This window comes from Streptomyces sp. NBC_01241 (assembly GCF_041435435.1).
GTDB lineage: Bacteria > Actinomycetota > Actinomycetes > Streptomycetales > Streptomycetaceae > Streptomyces.
The window spans coordinates 6,286,832-6,311,620 of record NZ_CP108494.1 but is presented as its reverse complement, the minus strand read 5'-3'; the positions used below and the strand labels follow the sequence as shown (position 1 = coordinate 6,311,620).

General features: G+C 71.6%; 21 protein-coding genes. 6 read left to right on the top strand and 15 right to left on the bottom strand.

Annotated elements, in window-relative coordinates; genetic code table 11:
- The first annotated feature begins 3 nt into the window (after nucleotides 1-3).
- The 3 genes from OG306_RS28430 to OG306_RS28420 are packed head-to-tail and all read left to right on the top strand — an operon-like array spanning nucleotide 4 to nucleotide 2,941.
- Nucleotides 4-924 carry an ABC transporter permease gene (locus OG306_RS28430; RefSeq protein WP_266749033.1) on the top strand — a complete coding sequence of 307 codons (921 nt, stop codon included), beginning with the start codon at nucleotides 4-6 and terminating at the stop codon, nucleotides 922-924.
- Nucleotides 921-1,949, top strand: a complete 1,029-nt coding sequence (locus OG306_RS28425) for an ABC transporter ATP-binding protein (RefSeq protein WP_266749032.1) — start codon at nucleotides 921-923, stop codon at nucleotides 1,947-1,949. Before OG306_RS28430 ends, OG306_RS28425 begins: the two co-directional genes overlap by 4 nt.
- On the top strand, nucleotides 1,946-2,941 hold the full coding sequence (locus OG306_RS28420) for an oligopeptide/dipeptide ABC transporter ATP-binding protein (protein ID WP_266749030.1): 996 nt from the start codon (nucleotides 1,946-1,948) through the stop codon (nucleotides 2,939-2,941). Before OG306_RS28425 ends, OG306_RS28420 begins: the two co-directional genes overlap by 4 nt.
- Before the next feature lie 95 nt (nucleotides 2,942-3,036).
- On the opposite strand, the gene OG306_RS28415 is transcribed toward OG306_RS28420, so the two are convergent.
- From OG306_RS28415 to rimP, 9 genes are all read right to left on the bottom strand, one after another.
- Nucleotides 3,037-3,990: a bifunctional riboflavin kinase/FAD synthetase gene (locus tag OG306_RS28415; protein WP_266749029.1), complete on the bottom strand. Its 954-nt coding sequence runs from the start codon at nucleotides 3,988-3,990 to the stop codon at nucleotides 3,037-3,039.
- A 43-nt stretch (nucleotides 3,991-4,033) separates the two neighbouring features.
- Entirely contained in the window at nucleotides 4,034-7,867 is a 3,834-nt protein-coding gene (locus tag OG306_RS28410; RefSeq protein WP_327258691.1) for a trypsin-like peptidase domain-containing protein, read from the bottom strand.
- Nucleotides 7,868-8,068: 201 nt separating this feature from the next.
- On the bottom strand, nucleotides 8,069-8,968 hold the full coding sequence (gene truB, locus OG306_RS28405; protein ID WP_266749027.1) for a tRNA pseudouridine(55) synthase TruB: 900 nt from the start codon (nucleotides 8,966-8,968) through the stop codon (nucleotides 8,069-8,071).
- Nucleotides 8,965-9,417 carry a 30S ribosome-binding factor RbfA gene (rbfA, locus tag OG306_RS28400; protein WP_266749026.1) on the bottom strand — a complete coding sequence of 151 codons (453 nt, stop codon included), beginning with the start codon at nucleotides 9,415-9,417 and terminating at the stop codon, nucleotides 8,965-8,967. The genes truB and rbfA overlap by 4 nt, the downstream gene beginning before the upstream one ends.
- Nucleotides 9,418-9,442: 25 nt before the next feature.
- Nucleotides 9,443-9,739, bottom strand: a complete 297-nt coding sequence (locus OG306_RS28395) for a DUF503 domain-containing protein (RefSeq protein WP_266749025.1) — start codon at nucleotides 9,737-9,739, stop codon at nucleotides 9,443-9,445.
- Nucleotides 9,740-9,907: 168 nt separating this feature from the next.
- Nucleotides 9,908-13,000, bottom strand: coding sequence for a translation initiation factor IF-2 (infB, locus tag OG306_RS28390; RefSeq protein ID WP_266749023.1), 3,093 nt, complete (start codon nucleotides 12,998-13,000; stop codon nucleotides 9,908-9,910).
- A gap of 147 nt (nucleotides 13,001-13,147) precedes the next feature.
- Nucleotides 13,148-13,426, bottom strand: a complete 279-nt coding sequence (locus OG306_RS28385) for a YlxR family protein (protein ID WP_266749022.1) — start codon at nucleotides 13,424-13,426, stop codon at nucleotides 13,148-13,150.
- 191 nt (nucleotides 13,427-13,617) lie between these two features.
- Entirely contained in the window at nucleotides 13,618-14,658 is a 1,041-nt protein-coding gene (nusA, locus tag OG306_RS28380; RefSeq protein WP_266749020.1) for a transcription termination factor NusA, read from the bottom strand.
- 2 nt (nucleotides 14,659-14,660) lie between these two features.
- Nucleotides 14,661-15,182: a ribosome maturation factor RimP gene (gene rimP / locus OG306_RS28375; protein WP_266749019.1), complete on the bottom strand. Its 522-nt coding sequence runs from the start codon at nucleotides 15,180-15,182 to the stop codon at nucleotides 14,661-14,663.
- Nucleotides 15,183-15,358: 176 nt separating this feature from the next.
- Between rimP and OG306_RS28370 the strand changes: the two genes are divergently transcribed.
- The 3 genes from OG306_RS28370 to OG306_RS28360 are packed head-to-tail and all read left to right on the top strand — an operon-like array spanning nucleotide 15,359 to nucleotide 17,297.
- Nucleotides 15,359-15,886, top strand: a complete 528-nt coding sequence (locus OG306_RS28370; protein WP_266749018.1) for a hypothetical protein — start codon at nucleotides 15,359-15,361, stop codon at nucleotides 15,884-15,886.
- Nucleotides 15,883-16,365 carry a ferritin-like domain-containing protein gene (locus tag OG306_RS28365; protein ID WP_266749017.1) on the top strand — a complete coding sequence of 161 codons (483 nt, stop codon included), beginning with the start codon at nucleotides 15,883-15,885 and terminating at the stop codon, nucleotides 16,363-16,365. Before OG306_RS28370 ends, OG306_RS28365 begins: the two co-directional genes overlap by 4 nt.
- A gap of 29 nt (nucleotides 16,366-16,394) precedes the next feature.
- Nucleotides 16,395-17,297 (top strand): aminoglycoside phosphotransferase family protein, encoded by a 903-nt coding sequence (locus OG306_RS28360; protein WP_266749016.1) that lies wholly within the window; start codon nucleotides 16,395-16,397, stop codon nucleotides 17,295-17,297.
- Nucleotides 17,298-17,357: 60 nt separating this feature from the next.
- On the opposite strand, the gene OG306_RS28355 is transcribed toward OG306_RS28360, so the two are convergent.
- From OG306_RS28355 to dxr, 6 genes are all read right to left on the bottom strand, one after another.
- Nucleotides 17,358-19,058 carry a proline--tRNA ligase gene (locus tag OG306_RS28355; RefSeq protein ID WP_266749015.1) on the bottom strand — a complete coding sequence of 567 codons (1,701 nt, stop codon included), beginning with the start codon at nucleotides 19,056-19,058 and terminating at the stop codon, nucleotides 17,358-17,360.
- 36 nt (nucleotides 19,059-19,094) lie between these two features.
- A complete protein-coding gene (locus tag OG306_RS28350; protein WP_266749014.1) occupies nucleotides 19,095-19,718 on the bottom strand; it encodes a GNAT family N-acetyltransferase in 624 nt (207 codons plus the stop codon).
- Between the two features lie 63 nt (nucleotides 19,719-19,781).
- Nucleotides 19,782-20,627, bottom strand: coding sequence for a DUF4081 domain-containing GNAT family N-acetyltransferase (locus OG306_RS28345; protein WP_266749013.1), 846 nt, complete (start codon nucleotides 20,625-20,627; stop codon nucleotides 19,782-19,784).
- A gap of 204 nt (nucleotides 20,628-20,831) precedes the next feature.
- A complete protein-coding gene (ispG, locus tag OG306_RS28340) occupies nucleotides 20,832-21,986 on the bottom strand; it encodes a flavodoxin-dependent (E)-4-hydroxy-3-methylbut-2-enyl-diphosphate synthase (RefSeq protein WP_266907588.1) in 1,155 nt (384 codons plus the stop codon).
- Between the two features lie 182 nt (nucleotides 21,987-22,168).
- Nucleotides 22,169-23,479, bottom strand: a complete 1,311-nt coding sequence (locus OG306_RS28335; RefSeq protein WP_266749011.1) for a M50 family metallopeptidase — start codon at nucleotides 23,477-23,479, stop codon at nucleotides 22,169-22,171.
- Nucleotides 23,476-24,729, bottom strand: a complete 1,254-nt coding sequence (dxr, locus tag OG306_RS28330) for a 1-deoxy-D-xylulose-5-phosphate reductoisomerase (protein ID WP_266749010.1) — start codon at nucleotides 24,727-24,729, stop codon at nucleotides 23,476-23,478. The genes OG306_RS28335 and dxr overlap by 4 nt, the downstream gene beginning before the upstream one ends.
- Nucleotides 24,730-24,789: the final 60 nt, after the last annotated feature.

Here is a 24,789-nt window from a genome sequence, read left to right as displayed (position 1 = left end):
TCCATGCCCACGCAGACGAAGGCCGAACCGGCCGGGAATCCGCGCGCGCTCGCCCGCGCCCGCAAGCGGCAGTCCGCCGCCCGGTTCTGGCAGGAGTACCGCAAGCACAGGAGCGGACTATGGGGGCTGGGCGCCCTCGTCCTGATCGCGCTGATCGCCGTCTTCGCGCCGCAGCTCGTCGGCGCCGATTCGCAGAGCGTCACCGGCGCGCCCGGTGGCGCGCTGGAGTCGCCGAGCGATGAATTCCCGCTCGGTACGGACCAGTTCGGACGCAGCGTGCTGGCCCTGCTGGTGTGGGGCACCCGAGTCTCGTTGACGGTCGGTCTGCTCGCTGCGTTCCTGTGCGTCGCCATCGGCACGGTCGTCGGTATCGTCGCGGGGCACTTCCACGGCTGGTACTCGACGGTCCTGATGCGGATCACCGACTGGTTCCTGGTGATGCCGACCCTGGTCCTCGCGATCGCGCTCGCCACCGTGATGGACCGCTCGATGTGGACGGTCATCATCGCGATCGGCGTCACGACCTGGCCGACCACGGCCCGGCTGGTCCGCGCCCAGACCCTCGCCGTGGAGTCCCGCCCGTACATCGAGCGCGCCCGCGCCCTGGGCGGCGGCCACGGACACGTCATGGTCCGGCACGTCCTGCCGAACGTGATGCCGCTGGTCCTCGCGCAGACCACGCTGGTGATCTCCAGCGCGATCCTCACCGAGGCCACCCTGGCGTTCCTCGGCCTGAGCGATCCGACCACCACCTCCTGGGGCGGCATGCTCCAGGACGCCCGCGAGGCGGGCGCGGTGAGCGCGGGCGACTGGTGGTACCTGGCACCGCCCGGCATCGCCATCGCCGTGGTGGCCCTGGCGTTCACGCTGTGCGGCCGCGCCATCGAGACCGTCCTCAATCCGAAGCTGGGGGTGACCCGTTGAGTACGACGAGCATCCGTAGGACGCCACTTCTCGACGTGCGGGACCTCACGGTGACGTACGCGGGTGGGGCGCAGGCCGTCCGCGGGGTGAACCTGACCGTCGACGCGGGGCAGAAGCTCGGCATCGCCGGTGAGTCGGGCTGCGGGAAGTCGACGCTGGCGCTCGCGCTGCTGCGGCTGCTGCCCGCCGGGGCGAAGGTCTCCGGCGAGATCCTGCTGAACGGCGAGGACGTCCTCGCCATGAAGTGGGGCCAGGTCAGGGCGGTGCGCTGGGCGGGGGCGTCGATCGTGTTCCAGGGCGCGATGCACTCGCTCAACGCGGTGCATCGCATCGGCGACCAGATCGCCGAGCCGATCCTGCTGCACCGCAAGGCGACGCAGGCGGCGGCTGCGAAGAAGGCCGGCGAACTCCTGGAGCAGGTAGGGCTGCCGGCCGCCCGCGCGAACGCCTATCCGCACGAGCTGTCCGGCGGACAGCGGCAGCGCGTGATGATCGCGATGGCGCTCGCCTGCGATCCGGGGCTGATCATCGCGGACGAGCCGACCACGGCTCTCGACGTGATGATCCAGGCCCAGATCCTGCGGCTGATCGAGAAGTTGGTGTCCGAGCAGGACCTCGGCCTGATCATGATCAGCCATGACCTCGCGGTGCTCTCGGACACCTGTGACCGGCTCGCGGTGATGTACGCGGGCCGGGTCGTGGAGGAGGGCCCGGCGTCCGAGGTCTACGAGAACGCGCACCACCCGTACGGCAAGGCCCTGTCCGGTGCCTTTCCACGCATCGGCGACCCGGCCTCCCGGTTCGCGCCCCGCGGGCTGCCCGGCGACCCGCCGGACCCGTCGGCGCTGCCCGGCGGCTGTACGTTCCACCCGCGTTGTCCGGTGGCCCTGGACTCCTGCACGACACAGGACCAGGTGCTGCGCGAGGCGGGGCCGGAGCGGCGGGCGGCCTGTGTGCTGGTGGAGCCGGGTGCCGCCGCGGCCCCGGCCCTGCCGGGTGCCGAGGAAGCAAGGAGCACATCATGACCACGACCACTCCCCTGCTCAGCGCCGAGGGGCTGAAGGTCACCTTCCCCGGCCGGCGCGGAGCCGCCCCGGCGCGTGCCGTGGACAGCGTCGACCTGGACATCCGGCCCGGCGAGATCGTCGCGCTGGTCGGCGAGTCGGGCTGCGGCAAGACGACGCTGGCGCGTTCACTGCTGGGCCTGGTCCCGCCGACGTCCGGGCGGGTGACTTTCGACGGGCAGCCGCTCGACTACGCGAGCCGGGCGCTGAAGGCGTACCGCAAGCGGGTCCAGCTGGTGCTCCAGGACCCCAGCGGTTCGCTCAATCCGCGGCACACGGTGTACGACGCCGTCGCCGAGGGCCTGCGGATCCACGGGTACGCAGGCGACGAACGGACGGCGGTGGCCGAGGCGCTGTCGCGGGCCGGGCTGCGGCCCCCGGAGCGGTTCTTCCTGCGCTATCCGCACGAGCTGTCGGGCGGGCAGCGCCAGCGGGTCGTGATCGCGGGCGCACTCGTCCTGGAGCCGGAACTCATCGTGGCCGACGAGCCGGTGGCCTCGCTGGACGCTTCGGTGCGCGGCGAGATCCTGGCCCTGCTGCTGCGGCTGCGGGACGAGCTGGGCCTGTCCGCGCTGGTGGTCACGCACGACCTCGGGCTGGCGTGGAACATCGCGGACCGGGTCGCGGTGATGTACCTCGGCCGGATCGTGGAGACGGGCGCGGTGGAGCAGATCCTGACCGCCCCGCAACATCCGTACACCCAGGCGCTGTTGTCGGTGCTTCCGGAGGCCGGGGGTGATCCGGTGATTCTGACCGGTGAGCCGCCCGACCCGTCCAGGGTGCCGTCCGGGTGCCGGTTCCACGCCCGCTGCCAGGTGCTGGCCTCGGGTGAGGCCGAGCGGGCGGGCGTCGCGGACGCCTGCCGTACGCAGGATCTGCCGGTGCTCGCGGGCGGCGGGCAGACCCAGGTGGCGTGCCACTGGGCGAACGCGGCCGCGAAGGCACGGGCGTAACGCGGGGGCCGGGGCCCGTCCGGCGGGCGCCCTGTCACGGCCGGGGCCGGGACCGTTCTCGACGGTCCCGGCCCCGGCCGTGTACAAGGAGCGAATCAGCCGCGCTCGTACGCGGCGATCAGCTCGCTGCACCGCTTCACATCGGCGGCCATCGCCACGAGCAGGTCGTCGATCGAGTCGAACTTCAGCATCCCGCGTACGTACGCGAGGAAGTCCACCGAGACGTGCAGCCCGTACAGGTCGAGGCCGACGCGGTCGATCGCGTACGCCTCCACCGTCCGCTCGGTGCCGTCGAACTGCGGGTTCGTGCCGACGGAGATCGCGGCGGGCATCGCCTCGTCGTTCACGTTGAGCCAGCCCGCGTAGACGCCGTCGGCGGGGATCGCGGTGTGCGGCAGGGTCTCCACGTTGGCCGTGGGGAAGCCCATGTCGCGGCCGCGCTGTGCGCCGCGGACCACGATGCCCTCGACCCGGTGCGGATGGCCCAGGATCTCGGCGGCGCCCGCGACATCGCCCTCGGCGACCAGTCGTCGGGTGAGGGTGGAGGAGAACGGCTCGCCGCCGGCCGCCTCGCCGTTCACATACAGGTCGACGACCTCGACGCCGTAGTCGTAGGTCTCGCCGAACTCGGTGAGCAGCTGCACGTTCCCGGCCGCCTTGTGCCCGAACCGGAAGTTCGGGCCCTCGATGACCAGTTGCGCGTGCAGCTTGTCGACGAGCACCTTCACGATGAAGTCGGCGGGTGCCAGCCTGGAGAACTCGGTGGTGAACGGCAGGATCAGCACCGCGTCCACATCCAGCTCCGCCATCAGCTCGGCGCGCCGGTGGTGCGGGGCGAGCAGCGGCGGGTGGCTGCCGGGCCGTACGACCTCGCTGGGGTGCGGGTCGAAGGTCACCACGACCGACGGCACGCCCAGCTCGCGGGCCCGCTCCACGGCCCGCCCGATGATCAGCTGGTGCCCGCGGTGCACCCCGTCGTAGGAGCCGATGGTGACGACGCTGCGTCCCCAGTCCTCGGGGATGTCCTCCAAGCCACGCCAGCGCTGCACTGTGACCGCTCCTCGCCCGAACCCGTGTACGTGAAATTGCTTGTTACGCAGGTCTAAGACTGCCATGCTCACGTCCCGCGGCCTGCATCGGCATCGTTTTCGGGCTCGCCAGCGACTCCATCGTCCGCCGTGCGCTCGGGCCGACGAGCGCCGCCCACTCCTGGGGGGCGTCGGCCAGCCACCCGGTGACCAGGGCGGCGAATCCGGGCACGTCACGGGCCAGTTCGACCAGTCCGCGGTCGAAGCGGACCGCGCCTTCGGGGGTACGGACCAGCAGCATCCCGGTGCGGTGGACCAGGGCGCGGGTACGGGCCGGTGCGCGGACCGCGGAGCCGTTCGCGGCGGCCCTCAGCAACGCGTCGAGCACGGCCGGATCGCGGTGGGCGTCCTGCTCGAAATCCAGCAGGACCTCCAGCAGCTCGCCCCGCAGCTGCCCGGAGGCCGGGCTGCCCGGCGCGGCGAGCACCCCGGCGAGCGCCCCGCGCACCGGCGGCGGCACGGGGCGGTCCCGCAGCAGCCCGGTCACCAGGGGCAGCAGCAGGGCGCGGGAGGCGGGGCCGTGCTCCAGCCTGCGGTCGAGGTACGCGGCGGCGTGCACGGCGTCGTCCGGGTGGCTGTCGATGTACGCCCGCACGAGCCCGGCGGTGTGCAGGGCCAGCTCGGGGGCGTCGATCCCGGCGAGCGCGCACAGCACCTCGCCCGCGCCGTCGTCGGGCCGGGTGAGCCGTTCCCGGAACGCGGTGAGCACCTGCTGCGGACGGGAGGGCAGCATGCGGGCGAGCGCCTCGGCGGACGGCTGCGGCTCGCCGGCGACGAAGGCCCGCAGCGCCTGCGGGAGGTAGCGGTCCCGGGTCTGCGGATCCTGTACGAGGAGGGTGAGGGCGGCCCCGTGCAGTGCGGCGTCGGCGGGGCGGGCCAGCAGGGCGAGGGCGGCCCTGCGCAGCAGCCCGCGGTCGGCGTCGAGGGTGGCGTGCGCCGCGGCGACCAGCGCGTACGAGGCTGCGGCGGTCCGGCGGGCGGGCCGGTCCTCGTCGCGGGCCCAGCGGTCGACGGCGCGGCACAGCGCGGCGGGGTCGTCCTCGGCCAGCGTGGCGAGGAGCTCCTCGGCCCGGGGGTGGGCGGTCGCGACGAGGGCGTCGGTCAGCTCGTCGACGGCCAGGTCCCGACGGGCGTAGAGCAGCGCCTGTGCCGCGTCGGCCACGGTCGGGCGCAGCGCGAGCCCCTCTTCGGCGGGCAGCGGGCGCTCGTCGGTGAACCAGCCGCAGAGCAGTGGCTGCACGGTCCGGGGCCAGTCGACGAGCCGCCGCGCGACGGCGTCCAGAAACCGCTCGCCGCTGTCGCCGTCCCGGTCACCGCGGGGGTCGCCCCGGCGCGGGCCGTCGGCGGGGACCAGACGCCGGAACAGATCGATCCGGTCCGCCTCGGGCAGCCGGAGCCACCGCCAGAACCACGGCCCGAACTCGGCGTACGCCCCCGGCCCGCCCTCGGCTGCCCGCCGGACGATGCGGTCGGCGAGCAACCGCGCCACCCCGAGCTGGGGCCGGGCATCGGGCACCCGGAGCAGGGTCTGCGAGAGCAGGTGGACCGCCCACCAGCGGGCCTCGTGCCCGGCCTCGGCACGCGCCCCGGTCCCCGGCCCCGGCGAGAGCCGGTCCAGGGCCTCGACGAGTCCGGCCAGCCGCTGCGCCAGCGCGGCGGGCCCCTGGCGGCGCTCGAGGAGCAGCAGGGCCTGGATCACCGGACCGGACCGATGCCGCGGCACGGGCAGAACGCGCGGCCGGACCACCACCCCGGCCTCCGGACCGGCGGCACGGCTGAACTCCGCACGCGACTCAAGCGCATGGCTGAACTCCACATGCGACTCTGGCGCACGGCTGAACTCCACATGCGACTCTGGCGCCCGGCCAAGTCCCCTTCCCGGCGTGTCCGCCGCAGACCCCCGCCCCTGCACCGCACGCGGCCTCCTCGGCTCCGGAACGCGAGGTTCCGCCACCTCTGCCCCCACTGACCCCGCCACCCCCGCCACCCCCGGCGCCGCTGTCGCCGTTTCCGCTTCCGCTTCCGCTTCCGCCGCGTGCCACCGGTGGACCAGCGCGTGCAGCACCGCGTCCAGGTCCAGGTGGGCACCCTGCACCCAGTCGCCCAGCTCCTCGTGCGCGAAGCGGTAGCCCGCGCCCGCCGGGACGAGCAGGCCCTCCGTGAGGACCGCCGACGCCCAGCCCGTGCGCCAGGGGAACACCTCCTCGAAGGCCGCCCCGTCCAGCTTCCCCTGGCCGGGGCCCAGACAGCGGCGGGCCGCCTCGTGGACCTGCCCGGCCACCCGCGCGGCCAGGCGGCGGACCGCGGTGCCCCCGGGCGCCGGGCCCGATGCGGCTGCGACGCGGAGCGCGATGCGCAGGCACATCAGGTCCAGGTGGGCGCCGAAGACGTCCACCGTGTCGGCCTGCCCGGCGACGTCGCCGGGCAGCGCCGCGCGCACCTCCGCGAGGAGGCGCAGGGTGAGCGGGTGCCGGTCGTGGCCGGGAGCGAGCGCGCCCGGAGCGATGGCATACCGCTCCCGGGCCCGTGCGGCCTGGCTCGCGGTGAGGTCGCCGAGGCGGACCGCGGGCGGCAGCCGCCCGGCCGGCCGGGCGGGGTGGTGCAGGGCGCCGGGCGGGCAGAGCGCCCCGGCCGTCTCCCAGTACTCGGGGGTGCAGGCGACCACGAGCCGCGCGCCGTTGCCGCGCAGCCAGTCGACGGTGCCCGCGGTCCACCGGGCCGGTCCGGGAGCCGGCATGGGAGGCATCTCCTCGGGGCCGTCGAGCAGCACGAGGAGCGGGTTCCCGGACTCCTCGGCCAGCCGGGCCACCCGCTCGGGGGTGGCTGTCGCCATGTCGCCCCGCGCACCGGCGGCGGTGACGATCCGGCAGGACCGCCGGAGCGTACGGCCGATCGCGTCGGCGACGGAGGTGTCGTCGGCCAGCAGATCGGCGCCGCGCAGCCAGAGCGTGGGGGCGGGTACGGAGCCGCGGGCCCGGCGGGCGGCGAGCGCGGCCAGTTCGGTGGTACGGCCGGTGCCCGGCGCTCCGACGAGGCCCAGGACCACGGCGGGGCCGCACGGCACGGACGAGGGGCGGCCGGGGGCCGAGAAGGCGCTGAACTCCGCGAGGACGTCGGGGCGTTCGACCGGATCGGAGCAGGCGTCCGGCCCGCCCGCCGAGCCGAGTGAGGTCGCGGTGAGGTGCAGGGCGCCCGCGAGATTCAGGTCGGGTCCGTACCCGGGAACGCCCGTCGCGTTGCGCCTCAGCAGCGCGCCCAGCGGACTGTCGGCCGCCGCGCCGTGCAGCGGTACCGCCAGCCCGGCGGCGGGATGCCCGGCGCGCAGCGCGGTGCCGAGCACGGCGATGACCGCGCCGCTCTCCGGATCGACGACGGGCCCGCCCACGGCCGCCCCACCGAGCAGCAGCGCGTCCCGGCCGTCCGTACCGAGCGCGAGCTCCATCACCGCGGCGATCCGATGAGTGCGGCCGTTCGCGGTGTACGTCGCCGGGGCCGTACCGAGCACGCGCGCCTCGCGCCAGCCGTGGGCGGCGATCGTCACATACGTACCGGCGTCGATCCGGTCCCGCGACGCAATCGGCATCGGCTCCACGCCGAGCGCGAAGAGCCCACCGGTGCGCAGCAGTGCGAGGCCGAGGCCGGGCAGCGCGGTGACATCGGCGGCCTCGACACAGCAGCTCCGATCGTCCGTTCCGTACAGGACGAGCCGGGTGTGACCGTCGACCGCTTCATGGCTGGTCACCACCGTGCCCCGGTCGTCGGCGACGAATCCGGTCCCCCGCGGCCGGCCGGCCGGATCGCAGATACGTACCAGCACTGACCGGTCCCCGCTTCCCATGGTCCGACGTTAGGTCGGCGATGATCAGCGCGTACCCACTCGGAGTAAAAGCGCCCCCGAATGCACCCCCGTTTCACTCCGAGCGCCTGCCCGTTGGGGTGAATTCTTGGGGTCCGGTGGACAGAAAGGAGTGGGGGATCGTGGAGCGGGCACCGGGCCCGCCCGCTCCACGATGGGGCCCCGGGAGCCGGGGCCCCCCGGTCAGGCGAAGACGGCGAGGCTCTTGGCCTTGCCCTTCTGCTCCTCGACGAGCACCAGGAACCGTCCGTCGGGTCCGAAGACCCCGACCGGTCCCGGCGGGAAGGCGGGCATGTCCAGCCGCACCCCGTTCAGCAGCAGCCTGGCGCGCTTCTCGTCCACGTCCCAGCGGGGGAACGCCGAGGCCGCGGCCTCGGCCACCGGCATCACGGTCAGCTCCTGCTGGTGCTGGTCGAGCGTCCGCGCCACATCGAGTCCGTACGGCCCGACCCGGGTCCGCCGCAGCGCGGTCAGATGCCCGCCGACGCCGAGCCCGGCGCCGAGGTCGCGGGCGATCGCGCGGATGTACGTACCGGAGGAGCAGACGACGGAGACGACGAGGTCGACGACCGGCGTCCCGTCCTCGGCGACCGCCTCGCGGACGTCGTAGACGTTGAAGGACGAGATCGTCACCGGCCGGGCCGGGATCTCGAACTCCTCGCCGCCGCGCACCCGGGCGTAGGACCGCTTGCCGTCGATCTTGATGGCGCTGACCTTGGACGGCACCTGCATGATCGGTCCGGTCAGGGCCGCGACCCCGGCATCGATACCCTCACGGGTCACTCCGGACGCGTCGGTCGACGAGGTGATCTCGCCCTCCGCGTCGTCCGTGACGGTGTCCTGGCCGAGCCGGATCGTGCCGAGGTACTCCTTCTCGGTCAGTGCGAGATGGCCCAGCAGCTTGGTGGCCTTCTCGACACCGAGCACGAGAACGCCCGTCGCCATCGGGTCCAGCGTGCCGGCATGGCCGACGCGGCGGGTCCGGGCGATGCCGCGCATCTTGGCGACGACGTCGTGCGAAGTGAAGCCGGACGGCTTGTCGACAATGACAAGGCCATCCGGCGTCCTGTTCTGCGGTGTCATTCGGAGGCGGTGTCCTCGTCGTTCTCGTCGTCCGCCTTGCGGTACGGGTCCGCACCACCGGCGTACGTGGCGCCCGAGGACGCCTCGCGCACCCGCGCGTCCGAGGCACGCGCCCGGTCGAGGAGGTCCTCGATCGCCTTGGCGTTCTCCGGAAGGGCGTCGGCCACGAAGGCCAGCGTGGGGGTGAACTTCGTCCCCGCCGCCGCTCCGACCGCGGAACGCAGGATGCCCTTGGCGCTCTCCAGGCCGGCCGCCGCGTTCGCCCGCTCCGCGTCGTCGCCGTAGACCGTGTAGAAGACCGTGGCCTCCCGCAGGTCACCGGTGACCCGGGTGTCCGTGATGGTCACGTGCGTCCCCAGACGCGGGTCCTTGATACCGCGCTGCAGTTTCTCGGCCACCACCTCCTGGATGAGGTCCGCCAGCTTTTTCGCCCGCGCGTTGTCGGCCACTGGTCCGTCTCCTTCTCAGCCTTGCTCAATCGTCTTCGTCGCTGTGCAGCCGTCGTCGTACGGACAACAGCTCCACCTCGGGCCGGGCAGCGATCAGCCGCTCGCACCGGTCGAGTACGTCTGTGAGGTGTCCGGTGTCCCCGGAGACCACGGCGAGGCCGATCTCGGCCCTGCGGTGGAGATCCTGATCGCCCACCTCCGCCACGCTCACCGCGTACTTGCGCTGGAGCTCGGCGACGATCGGACGGACGACGGAGCGTTTCTCCTTCAACGACCGTACGTCGCCGAGAAGCAGATCGAAGGACAGTGTCCCCACATACATGTATGCCCGGATGTCCCGCCGGTTCGGGTTCGTGCCCCGCGCGTTTGGCAGGGACACAAGAACCGTACACGGAACGGCCGGGGCCGATCGACGGAAATATGACCCGTCGACCGGCCCCGACTGTTGATGGGGGGGTCCGGGGGGGTGTCCCCCGGACATCCCTGCGGGTCAGCCTCGCGGCTTCTCGCGCATCTCGTACGTCGCGATGACGTCGTCGATCTTGATGTCGTTGAAGTTTCCGAGGTTGATACCGCCCTCGAAGCCTTCGCGGATCTCGGTGACGTCGTCCTTGAAGCGGCGCAGACCGGAGATGTTGAGGTTCTCCGCGATGACCTTGCCATCACGCAGCAGGCGCGCCTTGGTGTTGCGCTTGACCTCGCCGGACCGGACCAGCACACCGGCGATGTTGCCCAGCTTGGACGAGCGGAAGATCTCGCGGATCTCCGCCGTACCGAGCTCGACCTCTTCGTACTCCGGCTTGAGCATGCCCTTGAGGGCCGCCTCGATCTCCTCGATGGCCTGGTAGATCACCGAGTAGTAGCGGACGTCGACACCCTCGCGCTCCGCCATCTGCTGGGCACGCCCGGCAGCGCGGACGTTGAAGCCGATGACGATGGCGTCGGAGCCGGTCGCCAGGTCGATGTCCGACTCGGTGACCGCACCCACACCGCGGTGCAGGACCCGGATGTCGACCTCGTCGCCGACGTCGAGCTGGAGCAGCGAGGACTCGAGAGCCTCCACCGAACCGGACGCGTCGCCCTTGATGATGAGGTTGAGTTCCTGGACCAGACCGGCCTTGAGCGCCTCGTCCAGGTTCTCCAGGGAGAACCGGACGCCCTTGCGGGCGAAGTTGGCGTTGCGCTCACGGGCGGCACGCTTCTCGGCGATCTGACGGGCCGTACGGTCCTCGTCGACCACCAGGAAGTTGTCGCCGGCACCCGGGACGTTGGTGAGACCCAGCACGAGGACGGGGGTCGACGGACCCGCTTCCTCGACGTTGTTGCCGTTGTCGTCGAGCATCGCCCGGACACGGCCGTACGCGTCGCCGACCACCATCGTGTCGCCGATGCGCAGCGTGCCGCGCTGGACCAGGACGGTCGAAACGGCACCGCGGCCGCGGTCGAGGTGGGACTCGATCGCAATACCCTGCGCGTCCTGCTCCGGGTTGGCCCGCAGGTCGAGCGAGGCATCGGCGGTGAGGACGACAGCCTCCAGCAGTTGGTCGATGTGCAGACCCTGCTTGGCGGAGATGTCGACGAACATCGTGTCGCCGCCGTACTCCTCGGCCACCAGACCGAACTCGGTGAGCTGGCCGCGCACCTTGGTCGGGTCCGCACCCTCGACGTCGATCTTGTTGACCGCGACCACGATCGGCACGTCGGCCGCCTTGGCGTGGTTCAGCGCCTCGATCGTCTGGGGCATCACACCGTCGTTCGCCGCCACCACGAGGATCGCGATGTCGGTGGACTTCGCACCACGGGCACGCATGGCGGTGAACGCCTCGTGACCCGGGGTGTCGATGAAGGTGATCCTGCGGTCCTCGCCGTTGACCTCGGAGGAGACCTGGTACGCACCGATGTGCTGCGTGATGCCGCCGGCCTCGCCCGCGACGACGTTCGTCTTGCGGATCGCGTCCAGAAGTCGGGTCTTACCGTGGTCGACGTGACCCATGACGGTCACGACCGGCGGACGGGAGACCAGAGCCTCTTCGCCGCCCTCGTCCTCACCGAACTCGATGTCGAAGGACTCGAGCAGCTCGCGGTCCTCCTCCTCCGGGCTGACGATCTCCAGGACGTAGTTCATCTCGTCGGCGAGCAGCTTCAGCGTCTCGTCGGAGACCGACTGCGTCGCCGTGACCATCTCGCCGAGGTTCATCATCACGGCGACGAGCGACGCCGGGTTGGCGTTGATCTTCTCCGCGAAGTCGGTGAGGGAGGCACCGCGCGACAGCCGGACGGACTGTCCGTTGCCGCGAGGCAGCATGACGCCGCCCACCGACGGGGCCTGCATGGCCTCGTACTCCTGGCGCCTCTGCCGCTTCGACTTGCGACCACGACGCGCCGGACCGCCGGGACGGCCGAACGCACCCTGCGTGCCACCACGGCCACCGGGGCCGCCGGGACGTCCACCGAAGCCGGGACGACCGCCGAAGCCGCCGCCACCACCGGGACGACCCGCACCGCCACCGCCACCGCCACCACCGGGACGACCGGCGAAACCGCCGCCACCGCCACCGGGACCGGCCGGACGGCCTGCGAAGCCGCCGCCACCACCGGGGCGACCTGCGCCGCCGCCGCCACCGGGACGACCGCCACCGCCGGGACCACGGCCACCGCCGGGGCCACCACCGGGACGCGGGCCCGCAGCGGGACGCTGCGGCATCATGCCCGGGTTCGGACGGTTACCACCGGGGGCACCGCCCGGACGGGGAGCCTGCGGACGCGGCATGCCGCCCGGAGTGGGACGGGCACCGCCCTGGCCCTGCGGACGCGGGGCGCCGCCGGGGCCGCCCTGCGGACGCGGAGCGCCCGGACGGTCCTGACCGCCACCGGGACGCGGGGCGCCACCGGGACGGGGCGTCTGCGGACGGGCCATGCCCGTCGAGCCACCGGAGGTGAAGGGGTTGTTGCCCGGACGGGGACCGGCCGGACGGGAGCCGCCGGGGCGCGGGGCGCCCTGGCCCGCGGGACGTGCGGGGCGGTCGCCACGCTCGCCACCACGGCCGCCGTCACGCTGACCGCCGGCCGAGGCCGGACGACCGGCAGGACGGGGGCCGGGAGTGGCACCCGCGGGACGCGGGGCCTGCTGCTGCGGGGCAGCGGGCTGGGCCGGAGCCGGAGCCGAGAACTCCGCGACGGGGACCGGAGTCACCGGAGCGGGCTTGGGCGCGGGCTTCGGACCCGGACGCGGGCCCGCGGACGGCGCGGAAGGCGCCGCGGGGGTGCTGCTCACCGGGGCTGCGGCGGCCGGCTTGGGGGCCGGGGCGCCGGGCTTCGGGGCAGCGGGACGTGCCACAGCGGCCGGGGAGGGCGCTGCGGGCTTTGCGGGCGCTGCCTTGCGGGGCGCGCCAGGCTTCGCAGCGGACTTGCCGGCGTTGCCGCCGGGCCCCTGCAGTGCGTCAGTCAACTTGCGTACAACCGGCGCCTCGATCGTCGAGGACGCCGAACGGACGAATTCACCGAGTTCTTGGAGCTTGGCCATGACGACCTTGCTCTCGACGCCGAACTCCTTGGCGAGTTCGTATACCCGGACCTTAGCCACTTCGCTCCTTTTAGGTCCGGGTTACCGCCGGACCGTCGCTACTTCATGGGCGTACTCATCGCGTACTCATCGAGTGCTCATCGCAATCTCGACCTACTTCCAACTCGCGAGGTACCTGACCGCACGGGGACCCGTGCCGTTCATTTCCTACGGTGTCACCCGCTCGACGAACCGCTGCACTGCGGCGGTGTCGAACGGCCCCTTGGCCTTGAAGGCCCGGGGGAATGCCCGGCGGCGAACCGCCAGGTCCAGACAGACGGAGACGGGGTGCACATAAGCACCCCGGCCGGGCAGCGTACCGCGAGGATCAGGGACGCAGGCGTCCTCGTCCGCGACGATGCGCAGCAGCTCGCTCTTGGCCGCCCGCTCCCGGCATCCCACACAGGTTCGCTCAGGGCAGGCGCGGGCTTGCGTCCGGCCAGACACGTTTAAGTCTACCTCCCCGCACCGACCTCACCCCTTTGGGGCAAAAATCGAACGGATGTTGTCGTGATCTCAGCGCCCTGCCGCCCCGATGTATTCCCCGGGCCCGGCGCGACCGGCTCCGGGGAACCCCGTTCCGGGGCGGCGCCCGGCGGTCCGGCACGGGCCCGCCCGCCGGGGACTGCCGGGTCGGGTCAGCCGCGCTCGGAACGCTCGCGGGCCCGCTCGGCCCGCTCGCGGTCGGCGATGTCGCGCTCGGCGTCGGTCTCGGTGTCCGGACGGATGTCGATGCGCCAGCCGGTGAGGCGGGCGGCGAGGCGGGCATTCTGCCCCTCCTTGCCGATCGCGAGCGACAGCTGGTAGTCCGGGACGGTGACCCGGGCGGACCGCGCACCGAGGTCCACGACCTCGACCTTGCTCACCCGTGCGGGGGACAGAGCGTTGGCGACCATCTCGGCCGGGTCGTCCGACCAGTCCACGATGTCGATCTTCTCGCCGTGCAGCTCGGCCATGACATTGCGCACCCGGCCGCCCATCGGGCCGATGCAGGCACCCTTGGCGTTCAGCCCGGAGCGGGTCGAACGGACCGCGATCTTGGTGCGGTGACCGGCCTCACGGGCGATCGCGCAGATCTCGACGGAACCGTCCGCGATCTCCGGGACCTCCAGCGCGAAGAGCTTCTTCACCAGGTTGGGGTGGGTCCGCGACAGCGTCACGGAGGGACCGCGCACGCCCTTGGCGACCCGTACGACGTACGTACGCAGGCGCAGGCCGTGGGTGTACTCCTCGCCGGGCACCTGCTCCTGCACCGGCAGGATGGCTTCCAGCTTGCCGATGTCGACCAGGACGTTCCTCGGGTCCTTGCCCTGCTGGACGACGCCGGTGACGACATCGCCCTCGTGGCCCGCGTACTCCCCGAACGTCCGGTCGTCCTCGGCGTCGCGCAGCCGCTGCAGGATGACCTGCTTGGCGGTGGTCGCGGCGATCCTGCCGAAACCGGACGGGGTGTCGTCGAACTCCTTGGGCTCCTGACCCGGTTCGAGGTCGGCCGGGTCCTCCTTCGCCCACACCGTCACGTGGCCGCGCGCATCGAGCTCCACGCGCGCGCGGCGATGGCTTCCGTCCGTACGGTGGTAGGCGATGAGGAGGGCCGACTCGATCGCTTCGACGAGTACGTCGAAGGGGATCTCCTTGTCCTGTGCCAAGCCCTTCAAGAGCTTCACATCGATGTCCACGGCTACGCCTCCTCTTCCTTCTTGTCCTTGCGGCTGAATTCGATCTTGTCCTTGCGGCTGAATTCGATCTCCACGCGCGCCTTGGCGATGTCGTCGAAGGCGACCCGGCGGGACGTGGGCTTGCGGCCCTTGACACCCGGCACTTCGAGGTCGAGGCCTTCTTCGTCCACGGCGAGGATGCGGGCCACCAGGTCGCCGCCCTCGCGCAGCTGCAGCTTGGCCAGGCGGCCCGTGGCGCGTACGTAGTGGCGGTGCTCCGTCAGCGGGCGGTCGGCACCGGGGGAGCTGACTTCGAGGACGTACTCGCCCTCGCCCATCGCGTCGGTCTCGTCCAGCTTCTCGGAGATCGCGCGGCTCAGCTCGGCGCAGGCGTCCAGCTCCACGCCCTCTTCGGAATCCACGATGATCCGCAGCACCCGGCGGCGGCCCGCCCGGGACACCTCGATCTCTTCGAGATCCAGCTGTTCGGCGCTGACGAGCGGTTCGAGCAGTCCGCGCAGCCTCTCGCTCTGGGTCGTGCTCATCCGGGTGACTCCTCGGCCGCGTGTGCTGTTGTGGGGATCTCGCGTGTCAGGTCAAAGGGTATCCGGTCCCGAGGGGTGTTGGCGTCCGCCTGCTCCGCGGCCGCGGGTACGCTCGCCTGCGGTGATCACTTCAGGACAGATCCAGTCACAACAGGTCCAAGCCCGGAGGAGAACAAGTGCGGCGCACGGGGACGACGCGCAGAGGTGCATTCACCGCGACGGGAGCGATCGCCATGGGTGCGGTGCTGGCCGGCTGCGGTGACGGGTCCGGGCCCCGGGAGGGCTCCGCCGGTACCGACACGGCGACAGCGGACGCGCAGGCGCTGGCCGCGCGGACGGAGAGGACGCTCCGGGCGAGCTCCGCCCGCACCAGCAGGGAACTGCTCGCCCGGTACGAGTACGTGGTCAGGGCCTATCCGGCGACCGCTGCCGGGCTCTCACCGCTGCGGGACGCCGTACGGGCCCATGCCGAGGCACTGGCGCCCGCCGGCAAAGGGACGCTTGTGTCCTCCCGGACACGCGCCACCGACGCGGCGTCCGCCGTCAAGGAGCTGGCCGCGGCGGAGCGCCGCACCGCGGACGCCCATACGCGGACGCTGCTGACGGCGCCGCCGGAGCTGGCCCGGCTGCTGGCCTCCATCGCGGCGGCGGGCGCGGCCCACGCCTATCTGCTGACCGAACTGGCCAAGGAGACCTCGTCATGAGCGCCGGGACACAGAAGGCGACGCAGGCTGCCCTGGCCGCCGAGCACGCGGCGGTGTACGGGTACGGGGTGGTCGGCGCCCGGGTCGCCGACGGCCGCCGGGCCGAGGCCACGGCGGCTTATCACGCTCATCGGGCCCGGCGCGACACGCTGGTGCGGACCGTGCGCGACCTGGGCGGTGAGCCGGTGGCGGCACAGGCGGCGTACGCTCTGCCGTTCGCGGTGCCGGACCCGACCGCGGCGGTGCGGCTGGCCGCCCTGCTGGAGGACCGGGTCGCGGGCGTCTACTCGGATCTCGTACGGGCCGCCGACGGGCCGCTCAGGCGTCAGGCGGCGGACGCGCTGCGGGAGGCCGCGGTGCGCGCGGTCCGCTGGCGCGGCAGCGGCGTACCCTTTCCCGGGCTCGCCGAGCTGACCACCGGCGGGACCGGCGCGACGGACGGGGCCGCCGCGAAGCACGGGCCCGGCGCCACGCACTGAAGAAAGCTCTGAAAGGGAACAAGGCACGCATGGGTTTCGAACCGCCGCAGCGTCTGGTGCGAGCGCTCGGCGAGTCGTACGGGGACGACGCCGCCGACTGGCTCGCACGGATTCCCGTACTGACCGAGGAAGCGCTGTCCTCGACCGGTCAGGAGGTGACCGTGGACCGGGTCGCCACCCCCGGCGGCCGCAGCAGTCTGGTCCTGCTGGTGACGTGCTCCGACGGCACCCCGGCCGCCCTGAAGCTCGCTCCGTCCGGGGCCGCGCCCGAGCTGGAACGGGCGGCGCTCGCCCACTGGAACGGCTGGGGCGCGGTCCGGCTCCTCGCCTCCGGCCCCGGCGCCCTGCTGCTGGAGCGGTTGCACCCCGAGATGTCGCTGCGTTCGCTGCCGGAGGCGAAGGCGCTGCTGGAGGCGGCGGGGACGGTGCGCCGGCTGTGGGTCGAGCCGCCGGCCGGTCATGGATTCGAGACGGTCGCGGAACGGACGGGACGGTGTACTGAGCCGATGCGCGCCCGCGCCGCGGCCGAACCGAGCCTGGCCCCGCTGGTCTCCGCGGCGCTCGCGGCGCGCGAGGAGTTGGTCGCCCACTCCCCCGAATCCCTGCTGCTGCACGGCAACTTCCGCCAGAGCAAGGTGCTCGCGGGTGAGCGGGTGCCCTGGCTGACGGTCGGGCCGGAGCCGCTGATCGGCGAGCGGGCCTACGATCTGGCGCGCCTGGTGCGCGACCGCGTGGAGGATCTGATCGCCTCCCCGGGTGGTCCGGCGACGGCCCGTCGCCGGATCAAGAAGCTCGCCGATTCGCTGGACGTGGACCGGGAACGGCTGCACGGCTGGACGCTTTTCCGCGCGGTGGAGTCGGGCACCCGGGCGCTGGCGGTGGGCCGTCGCCAGGAGGGTGAGCTGACGCTGGAGTTCGCCGGCTGGCTGTAGCGGTCCACGAACGCAGGAGACCCCCGCGCGGTGCGCGGGGGTCTCCTGTCCGTTCCGGTATCAGCCCTGGGCGACGAGGCGGGCGATCGCCTCGTCGACCGTGAGCTCCTCGCGCTCGCCGGTGCGGCGGTCCTTGAGCTCCAGGACGCCCTCGGCCGAGCGGCGGCCGGCGACCAGGATCTTCGGGACGCCGATCAGCTCGGCGTCGGTGAACTTCACACCGGGCGAGACGCCAGCACGGTCGTCGACCATGACCCGCACACCGGCGGCGGCGAGCTTCTCGGAGACGTCCAGGGCCAGCTCCGTCTGGAGCGCCTTGCCCGCCGCGACGACGTGGACATCGGCCGGGGCGATCTCGCGGGGCCAGCAAAGCCCCTGCTCATCGGCGGTCTGCTCGGCAAGCGCGGCGACGGCGCGGGAGACGCCGATGCCGTACGAGCCCATCGTGACCCGGACCGGCTTGCCGTTCTGGCCGAGCACATCGAGCTGGAAGGCGTCCGCGAACTTGCGGCCGAGCTGGAAGATGTGACCGATCTCGATGGCGCGGTCCAACTGGAGGCCGGTGCCGCACTTGGGGCAGGGGTCGCCCGCCTCGACGACGACGACGTCGAGGTAGTCGTCGACCTCGAAGTCACGGCCGGCGACGACGTTCTTCGCGTGGGTGCCGGGCTTGTTCGCGCCGGTGATCCAGGCAGTGCCGGCGGCGATGCGCGGGTCGGCGATGTAGCGGACCTTCTCCAGACCCTGCGGGCCGACGTAGCCGCGCACCAGGTCTGCGCGGCCCTCGAAGTCCTCCGCGGTGACCAGTTCGACGACGGCGGGCGCGAGGTGCTCGCCGAGCTTGCCGAGGTCGACCTCGCGGTCGCCGGGCACGCCCACGGCGACGATCTCGCCGTCGACCTTGACCAGCAGGTTCTTCAGGGTCGCGGAGGCCGGGACGCCGAGATGCGCGGCGAGCGTGTCGATGGTCGGGGTGTCGGGGGTGTCCAGCTCCTCGACCGGGCCGTGCGCCGAGGCGTCCACGGGGGCGGCCTTGAAGGTCACGGCTTCCGTGTTGGCGGCGTAGTCGCAGGCGGGGCAGTCGACGAAGGTGTCCTCACCGGCCGGGGCGGGGGCCAGGAACTCCTCGGAGGCCGAGCCGCCCATCGCGCCGGATACGGCGGAGACGATGCGGTGGTCGAGGCCGAGCCGCTCGAAGATCCGGATGTAGGCGGCGCGGTGCAGCTGGTACGCCTCGACGAGCCCCTCGTCCGTGGTGTCGAAGGAGTACGAGTCCTTCATCTGGAACTCGCGGCCGCGCAGCACACCGGCGCGGGGGCGGGCCTCGTCCCGGTACTTGGTCTGGATCTGGTAGAGGATCACGGGCAGGTCCTTGTAGGACGTGATCTGATCCTTGACGACCTGGGTGAAGATCTCTTCGTGGGTGGGTCCGAGGAGGTACTCGGCGCCCTTGCGGTCCTTCAGCTTGAACAGCAGATCGCCGTACTCGTCATAACGGCCGCTGGCGTCGTACGACTCCTTGGGGAGCAGCGCGGGAAGCAGCACTTCCTGGCCGCCGATGGCGTCCATCTCCTCGCGGACGACGCGGGTGATGTTCTCCAGGACCTTCTTGCCGAGCGGCAGCCAGGTCCAGATTCCGGCCGCCGTGCGGCGTACGTAACCGGCCCGGACGAGCAGCTTGTGGTTCAGCGTCTCGGCGTCCGCCGGGTCGTCGCGCAGTGTCTTGATCATCAATCGGGACATGCGCTGGACCTGGACCATGGTGAACTCCTGCTCGGAAGGGTGATGTGCAGGAGGTTAGCCGGGTGGTACGGGTGGGCGGAAATCGATTGGCTGTCGGTCCGTCCCCGTCTGTCCTCTGCGACGCAGCGGGAGCGGGGCTCCCATCACCGCGTACGGCTTGGGAGCGCTGGGGAAGAGCACCTGGCGGGCCAGGTCCCGGTAGCCGAGACTGCGGTACAGGGCACGTGCCGGGCTGTCCGTGTCGATCGCGGAGAGGATGGACCGGGGCTGGTCGACGGCGTCCGTGATGGCGGTGATCAGCATGCGGCCGGTGCCGCGGTTCTGGAACGCCGGGTGGACGTGCAGTTCGGTGATGACGAACGAGTCGTCGAGCCAGTGCACGGAGCCGGTGGCGCGGAGGTAGGGCTCGACGACGGTGGACCACCACTGGCCGCGTTCGTTCGGCAGGCCGTAGACGAAGCCGACGAGCCGGCCGTCGGGGGTGGTGGCGCCCAGGGCGCGGGCGCAGGGGTGGTCGAGGTGTCTGAGGACGATGTGGCGCCGTACCTCGATCTCTTCCGGGCCCAGGCCGAAGGCGACGGCCTGTACGGCGAGCGCCTCGTCCACGCGCGCGGCGAGATCGATCGGTCCGATCCGGACGCTGGGAGTGTGGGGGCCGCCCCCGGAAACTGCTGCCATGGACCGACCCTACTGGCCCGGGCGGGGTGGACGGTACGGGGCGGCGACGCCGGCCGCCGCCGGTCAGAACAGCACGCTCATGAACGCGCCGGTCTCGCGGAAGCCGACTCTGGCGTACGCCCTGCGGGCGGGGGTGTTGTAGTCGTTCACGTAGAGGCTGACGACGGGTGCGACGTCGGCCAGTGCGTAGCGCAGGACCGCCGCCATGCCGGTCTCGGAGAGTCCTCGGCCGCGGTGTTCGGGAGCGACCCAGACGCCCTGGATCTGGCAGGCCTGCGGGGTGGCCGCGCCGATCTCCGCCTTGAAGAGGACCTTGCCGTCCTCGATCCGGGCGAACGAGCGGCCGGCGCCGATGAGTTCGGCGACGCGTGCCTGGTAGAGGAGACCGCCGTCGCCCGCGACCGGGGAGATGCCGACCTCCTCGGTGAACATCGCCACACAGGCCGGCATCAGGACGTCCATCTCGTCCTTGCGGATCCGGCGGACCAGGGGGTCGGGGGTGACCTCGGCGGACAGGCTCTCGGTGACCATGAGGGGTTGATGGGCCCGGACCTCGCGGGCGGGGCCCCAGCCGGGTTCGAGCAGCCGCCACAGCTGGGCGGTGGGCTCCGCGGGGCCGACGATCGAGGAGCAGCGTCGGCCGGCCCGGCGGGCGCGGTCGGCGAAGGCCCTGACGGCTTCGGGGGTGGCGCAGATCGGTACGAGGTTGGCGCCCGAGTAGCACAGCGAACGCAGCCGTCCGTCGGCGTACCAGCCCCACATCTCGCCACCGAGGCGCCAGGGATCGAGACCTGCGATCCGGACCCGGGCGGTCACGAAGGCATTGGCCACGGGTTCGCTCTCCAGTATGGCGAGAGCGGCGCCGAGGTCGCTGGGTTCGAGGACCCGGGTGGTGGTCTGCGTCAACACGAGGGGGCCTCACCATGCGGTCTGCTGATTTCCGCACTGTACCCAAAGAGCCTCGTCGGCGCCGCCCCCGTAGCCGGACAATGGCCTGGGGCACTCGCTGTCGCGCACGGGTCGCCGGCGTCCGGTCCGCTTCGTGGGGCCGCTCACGGCTGCGCCCCGCCGGGCGGTGTTCCTCCGGCGGGGCGCGGTCGTGGGCGGTCGGTCTTAGCTGACGGAGACCTCGGGCTCGCCGGAGGCGATGCCGTCCTTCTCCATCTGTTCGGCGATCTTCATGGCTTCTTCGATCAGCGTCTCGACGATCCTCGACTCGGGCACGGTCTTGATGACCTCGCCCTTCACGAAGATCTGCCCCTTGCCATTGCCGGACGCGACACCCAGATCCGCCTCACGGGCCTCACCCGGACCATTGACGACACAGCCCATCACGGCCACCCGCAACGGCACTTCCATGCCCTCAAGCCCCGCACTGACCTGATCCGCCAGCTTGTACACATCCACCTGCGCCCGCCCGCACGACGGACACGAAACGATCTCCAGCCGACGCTGCTTCAGATTCAACGACTCCAGAATCTGCAGACCGACCTTGACCTCCTCCGCCGGCGGCGCCGACAACGACACCCGGATCGTGTCCCCGATCCCCTCCGACAGCAACGCACCAAAAGCCACAGCCGACTTGATCGTCCCCTGGAACGCCGGCCCCGCCTCCGTCACCCCCAGATGCAACGGGTAGTCACACCGAGCAGCCAGCTGACGGTACGCATTGACCATCACCACCGGATCGTTGTGCTTCACCGAGATCTTGATCTCCCGGAAGTCATGCTCCTCGAAGAGCGACGCCTCCCAGAGCGCCGACTCCACCAACGCCTCCGGAGTCGCCTTCCCGTACTTCTTCAGCAACCGCGCATCCAGCGAACCCGCGTTCACACCGATCCGGATCGGCGTACCCGCATCCTTCGCCGCCCGCGCGATCTCCTTCACCTTGTCGTCGAACTGCTTGATGTTCCCCGGATTCACCCGCACCGCGGCACAACCCGCATCGATCGCCGCGAACACATACTTCGGCTGGAAATGAATATCCGCGATCACCGGAATCTGCGACTTCTTCGCAATCGTCGCCAACGCGTCCGCGTCATCCTGCGTCGGACACGCCACCCGCACGATCTGACAGCCCGACGCCGTCAACTCCGCGATCTGCTGCAACGTCGCACCGATGTCCGACGTACGCGTCGTCGTCATCGACTGCACCGACACCGGCGCATCCCCGCCCACCGCAACCGATCCGACCTGGATCTTGCGGCTGACCCGCCGGTCGGCGAGCTTGGTCGGAACGGACGGAATTCCGAGAGAAATCGCAGTCATGCGCTGAGCATCCCCAAGGTGTGGATCGAGGTCCCGAGATCGGCGGGCTCCGGGTTCCGAGGTTACGTCACCGGCGGCGGCCCGGAGCACACCGCGTGCGGGAGTGCCGCACGCAGGTGACGGCCCCGGCACACAGTGTGTGCCGGGGCCGTCACCCTTCGTATGCCGGGCCGTTCGGGAGGTCAGGAGATCTTGACCGGATTGACGATGTCGGCCACCAGCACCAGTAGCGTGAAGCAGATGAAGACACCTGCGACGACATAGGCGACCGGCATCAGCTTGGCCACGTCGAAGGGGCCCGGGTCGGGGCGCTTGAAGACGCGCGCCACGTTGCGGCGCAGGGCCTCCCAGAGCGCTCCGGCGATGTGTCCGCCGTCGAGCGGAAGCAGGGGCAGCATGTTGAAGAGGAACAGCGAGAGGTTGAAGGCCGCCAGCAGGAACAGCATCATCGCGATCTGGTTCTGCGCCGGCACGTCCAGCGCCATCACCTCGCCGCCGATCCTGGCCGCACCGACGACCCCCACCGGGGAGTCGGCCGCTCGCGGGCCGTCGCCGAAGGCGGCGTCCCACAGGCCGGGAATCTTGGACGGGAGGGCGATGATCGAGTCGACGCCGTTCTCGATCATGTCTCCCATGCGGACGACCGAGTCGCCGAAGGAGAGCGGGACGATCTCGGTCTGCGCGGCGAAGCCGAGGTAGCCGGCCGTCACGAACTTACCGGGGATCGCATCCCCGTTGGAGTCCTTCTTCGCCACGGCGTTCTTCTTCAGCACGGCGTGGAGGGTCTGCTCCTGACCGTCGCGCTGGACCGTGATGGTGGCAGGACCGACGGTGTCGCGGATCCGCTCCGAGAGCGTCGCCCAGTCGTCGACCTTCTGGCCGTTGAAAGCGACGATCTTGTCGCCCTTCTTGAGTCCCGCCGCCTGTGCGGGCGAGACGGCGTCGGTCTTCTTGCAGGTCTCGCGGTTCTCGCTCTGGGGGATCACGCACTTCTGGACGCCCGCGACCTCGGTGGTCTGCGTCTGGAAGCCGAAGGACATCGCCACACCCAGGAAGATCGCGACGGCGAGGACCAGGTTCATGAACGGTCCGGCGAACATCACGATGACGCGCTTCCACGGCTTGCGCGTGTAGAAGAGGCGCTTCTCGTCGCCCGGCTCGATCTCTTCGAAGGCCGCGGACCTGGCGTCCTCGATCATGCTGCGCCACGGCGAGGTGGACCGCGCCTCCAGGCGCCCGTCCGGTCCCGGCGGGAACATGCCGATCATGCGGATGTAGCCGCCGGCCGGGATGGCCTTGATCCCGTACTCGGTGTCGCCCTTCTTGCGCGACCAGATCGTCGGTCCGAAGCCGACCATGTACTGGGGGACGCGGATGCCGAAGAGTTTCGCGGTCGACAGGTGCCCCAGCTCGTGCCAGGCGATCGAGAACAGCAGGCCGATGACGAAGACGACGATGCCCAGAATCGTCAACAGGACCGTCGAAATACTCATGCGCGCGCCTCCGCTGTCGCTTTCGCCGAGAGTTCACGGGCCCGGGCGCGTGCCCAGGTCTCCGCTTCGAGGACGTCTGCGACCGTGAGCGAAGTTCCCGTGGCGGGGGTGCCGTGTTCGGCCACCACCGCGGTGACCGTATCCATGATTCCGTTGAACGGCAGCCGTCCCGTCAGAAATGCGTCGACGCATTCCTCGTTCGCTGCGTTGAACACGGCGGGGGCGGTGGCGCCGAGCGTGCCCACGTGCCGGGCCAGTCCCACGGACGGGAAGGCCTCGTTGTCGAGGGGGAAGAACTCCCAGCTGGACGTCTTCGACCAGTCGAAGGCGGGGGCCGCGTCCGGGATGCGCTGGGGCCAGCCGAGGCCGATGGCGATCGGGCCCCGCATGTCCGGAGGTGTGGCCTGGGCGAGGGTGGAGCCGTCGGTGAACTCGACCATGGAGTGGACGTAGGACTGGGGGTGGACCACGACCTCGATCCGGTCGAACGGGATGTCGTAGAGGAGATGCGCCTCGATGACCTCCAGTCCCTTGTTGACCAGGGTGGCGGAGTTGATCGTGATGACCGGTCCCATGGCCCAGGTCGGGTGAGCGAGGGCCTCCTCGCGGGTGACGTCCACGAGTTCACTCCGGGTGCGTCCCCGGAAGGGGCCGCCGGACGCGGTGACGACGAGCTTGCGTACGTCGGCGCGGGTGCCCGCGCCGAGCGCCTGGAAAAGGGCGGCGTGCTCGGAGTCGACCGGGATGATCTGGCCGGGCTTCGCCAGCGCCTTCACCAGCGGGCCGCCGACGATCAGCGATTCCTTGTTGGCCAGGGCGAGCGTGCGGCCCGCCTCCAGCGCGGCGAGCGTGGGGGCGAGACCGATCGAGCCGGTGATTCCGTTGAGCACGGTGTGGCAGTCGCCGGCGGCGAGCTGGGAGGCGGCCTCGGGGCCGGCCAGGATCTCGGGGAGCGGCTCGCCCGTCCCGTACTGCGCGCGCAGCGCCTCGCGCAGGGCCGGAGCGGCGTCCGGCGCGGCGACGGCCACGGTACGCACCCGCAGCTGCCGGGCCTGCTCGGCGAGGAGGGCGACCCGTCCGCCCGCGGCGGAGAGCCCGGTGACGCGGAAGCGGTCGGGGTTGCGCAGCACCAGGTCGATGGCCTGAGTACCGACGGAACCGGTGGAGCCGAGGATGACGAGATCCCGGCGGCCTTCCGCGGCGTCGAAGACGAGGTGCGGGTCGGCGAGGGGGGCAGGGCTGTCGCTCATGCCCCCCATTGTTGCCGCATCGGCTGTGCGTGTGGACAGTGCGTCCCCCGCGCCCGCCCG

What these genes read in the sequence shown, in the direction of transcription:
- OG306_RS28335 (WP_266749011.1), bottom strand. Translation starts at nt 23,479, where the DNA reads ATGAGTATTTCGACGGTCCTGTTGACGATTCTGGGCATCGTCGTCTTC.
- OG306_RS28395 (WP_266749025.1), bottom strand. Translation starts at nt 9,739, where the DNA reads ATGTATGTGGGGACACTGTCCTTCGATCTGCTTCTCGGCGACGTACGG.
- OG306_RS28365 (WP_266749017.1), top strand. Translation starts at nt 15,883, where the DNA reads ATGAGCGCCGGGACACAGAAGGCGACGCAGGCTGCCCTGGCCGCCGAG.
- OG306_RS28355 (WP_266749015.1), bottom strand. Translation starts at nt 19,058, where the DNA reads ATGGTCCAGGTCCAGCGCATGTCCCGATTGATGATCAAGACACTGCGC.
- OG306_RS28430 (WP_266749033.1), top strand. Translation starts at nt 4, where the DNA reads ATGCCCACGCAGACGAAGGCCGAACCGGCCGGGAATCCGCGCGCGCTC.
- OG306_RS28410 (WP_327258691.1), bottom strand. Translation starts at nt 7,867, where the DNA reads ATGGGAAGCGGGGACCGGTCAGTGCTGGTACGTATCTGCGATCCGGCC.
- truB (WP_266749027.1), bottom strand. Translation starts at nt 8,968, where the DNA reads ATGACACCGCAGAACAGGACGCCGGATGGCCTTGTCATTGTCGACAAG.
- OG306_RS28360 (WP_266749016.1), top strand. Translation starts at nt 16,395, where the DNA reads ATGGGTTTCGAACCGCCGCAGCGTCTGGTGCGAGCGCTCGGCGAGTCG.
- rimP (WP_266749019.1), bottom strand. Translation starts at nt 15,182, where the DNA reads ATGAGCACGACCCAGAGCGAGAGGCTGCGCGGACTGCTCGAACCGCTC.
- OG306_RS28420 (WP_266749030.1), top strand. Translation starts at nt 1,946, where the DNA reads ATGACCACGACCACTCCCCTGCTCAGCGCCGAGGGGCTGAAGGTCACC.
- OG306_RS28350 (WP_266749014.1), bottom strand. Translation starts at nt 19,718, where the DNA reads ATGGCAGCAGTTTCCGGGGGCGGCCCCCACACTCCCAGCGTCCGGATC.
- ispG (WP_266907588.1), bottom strand. Translation starts at nt 21,986, where the DNA reads ATGACTGCGATTTCTCTCGGAATTCCGTCCGTTCCGACCAAGCTCGCC.
- dxr (WP_266749010.1), bottom strand. Translation starts at nt 24,729, where the DNA reads ATGAGCGACAGCCCTGCCCCCCTCGCCGACCCGCACCTCGTCTTCGAC.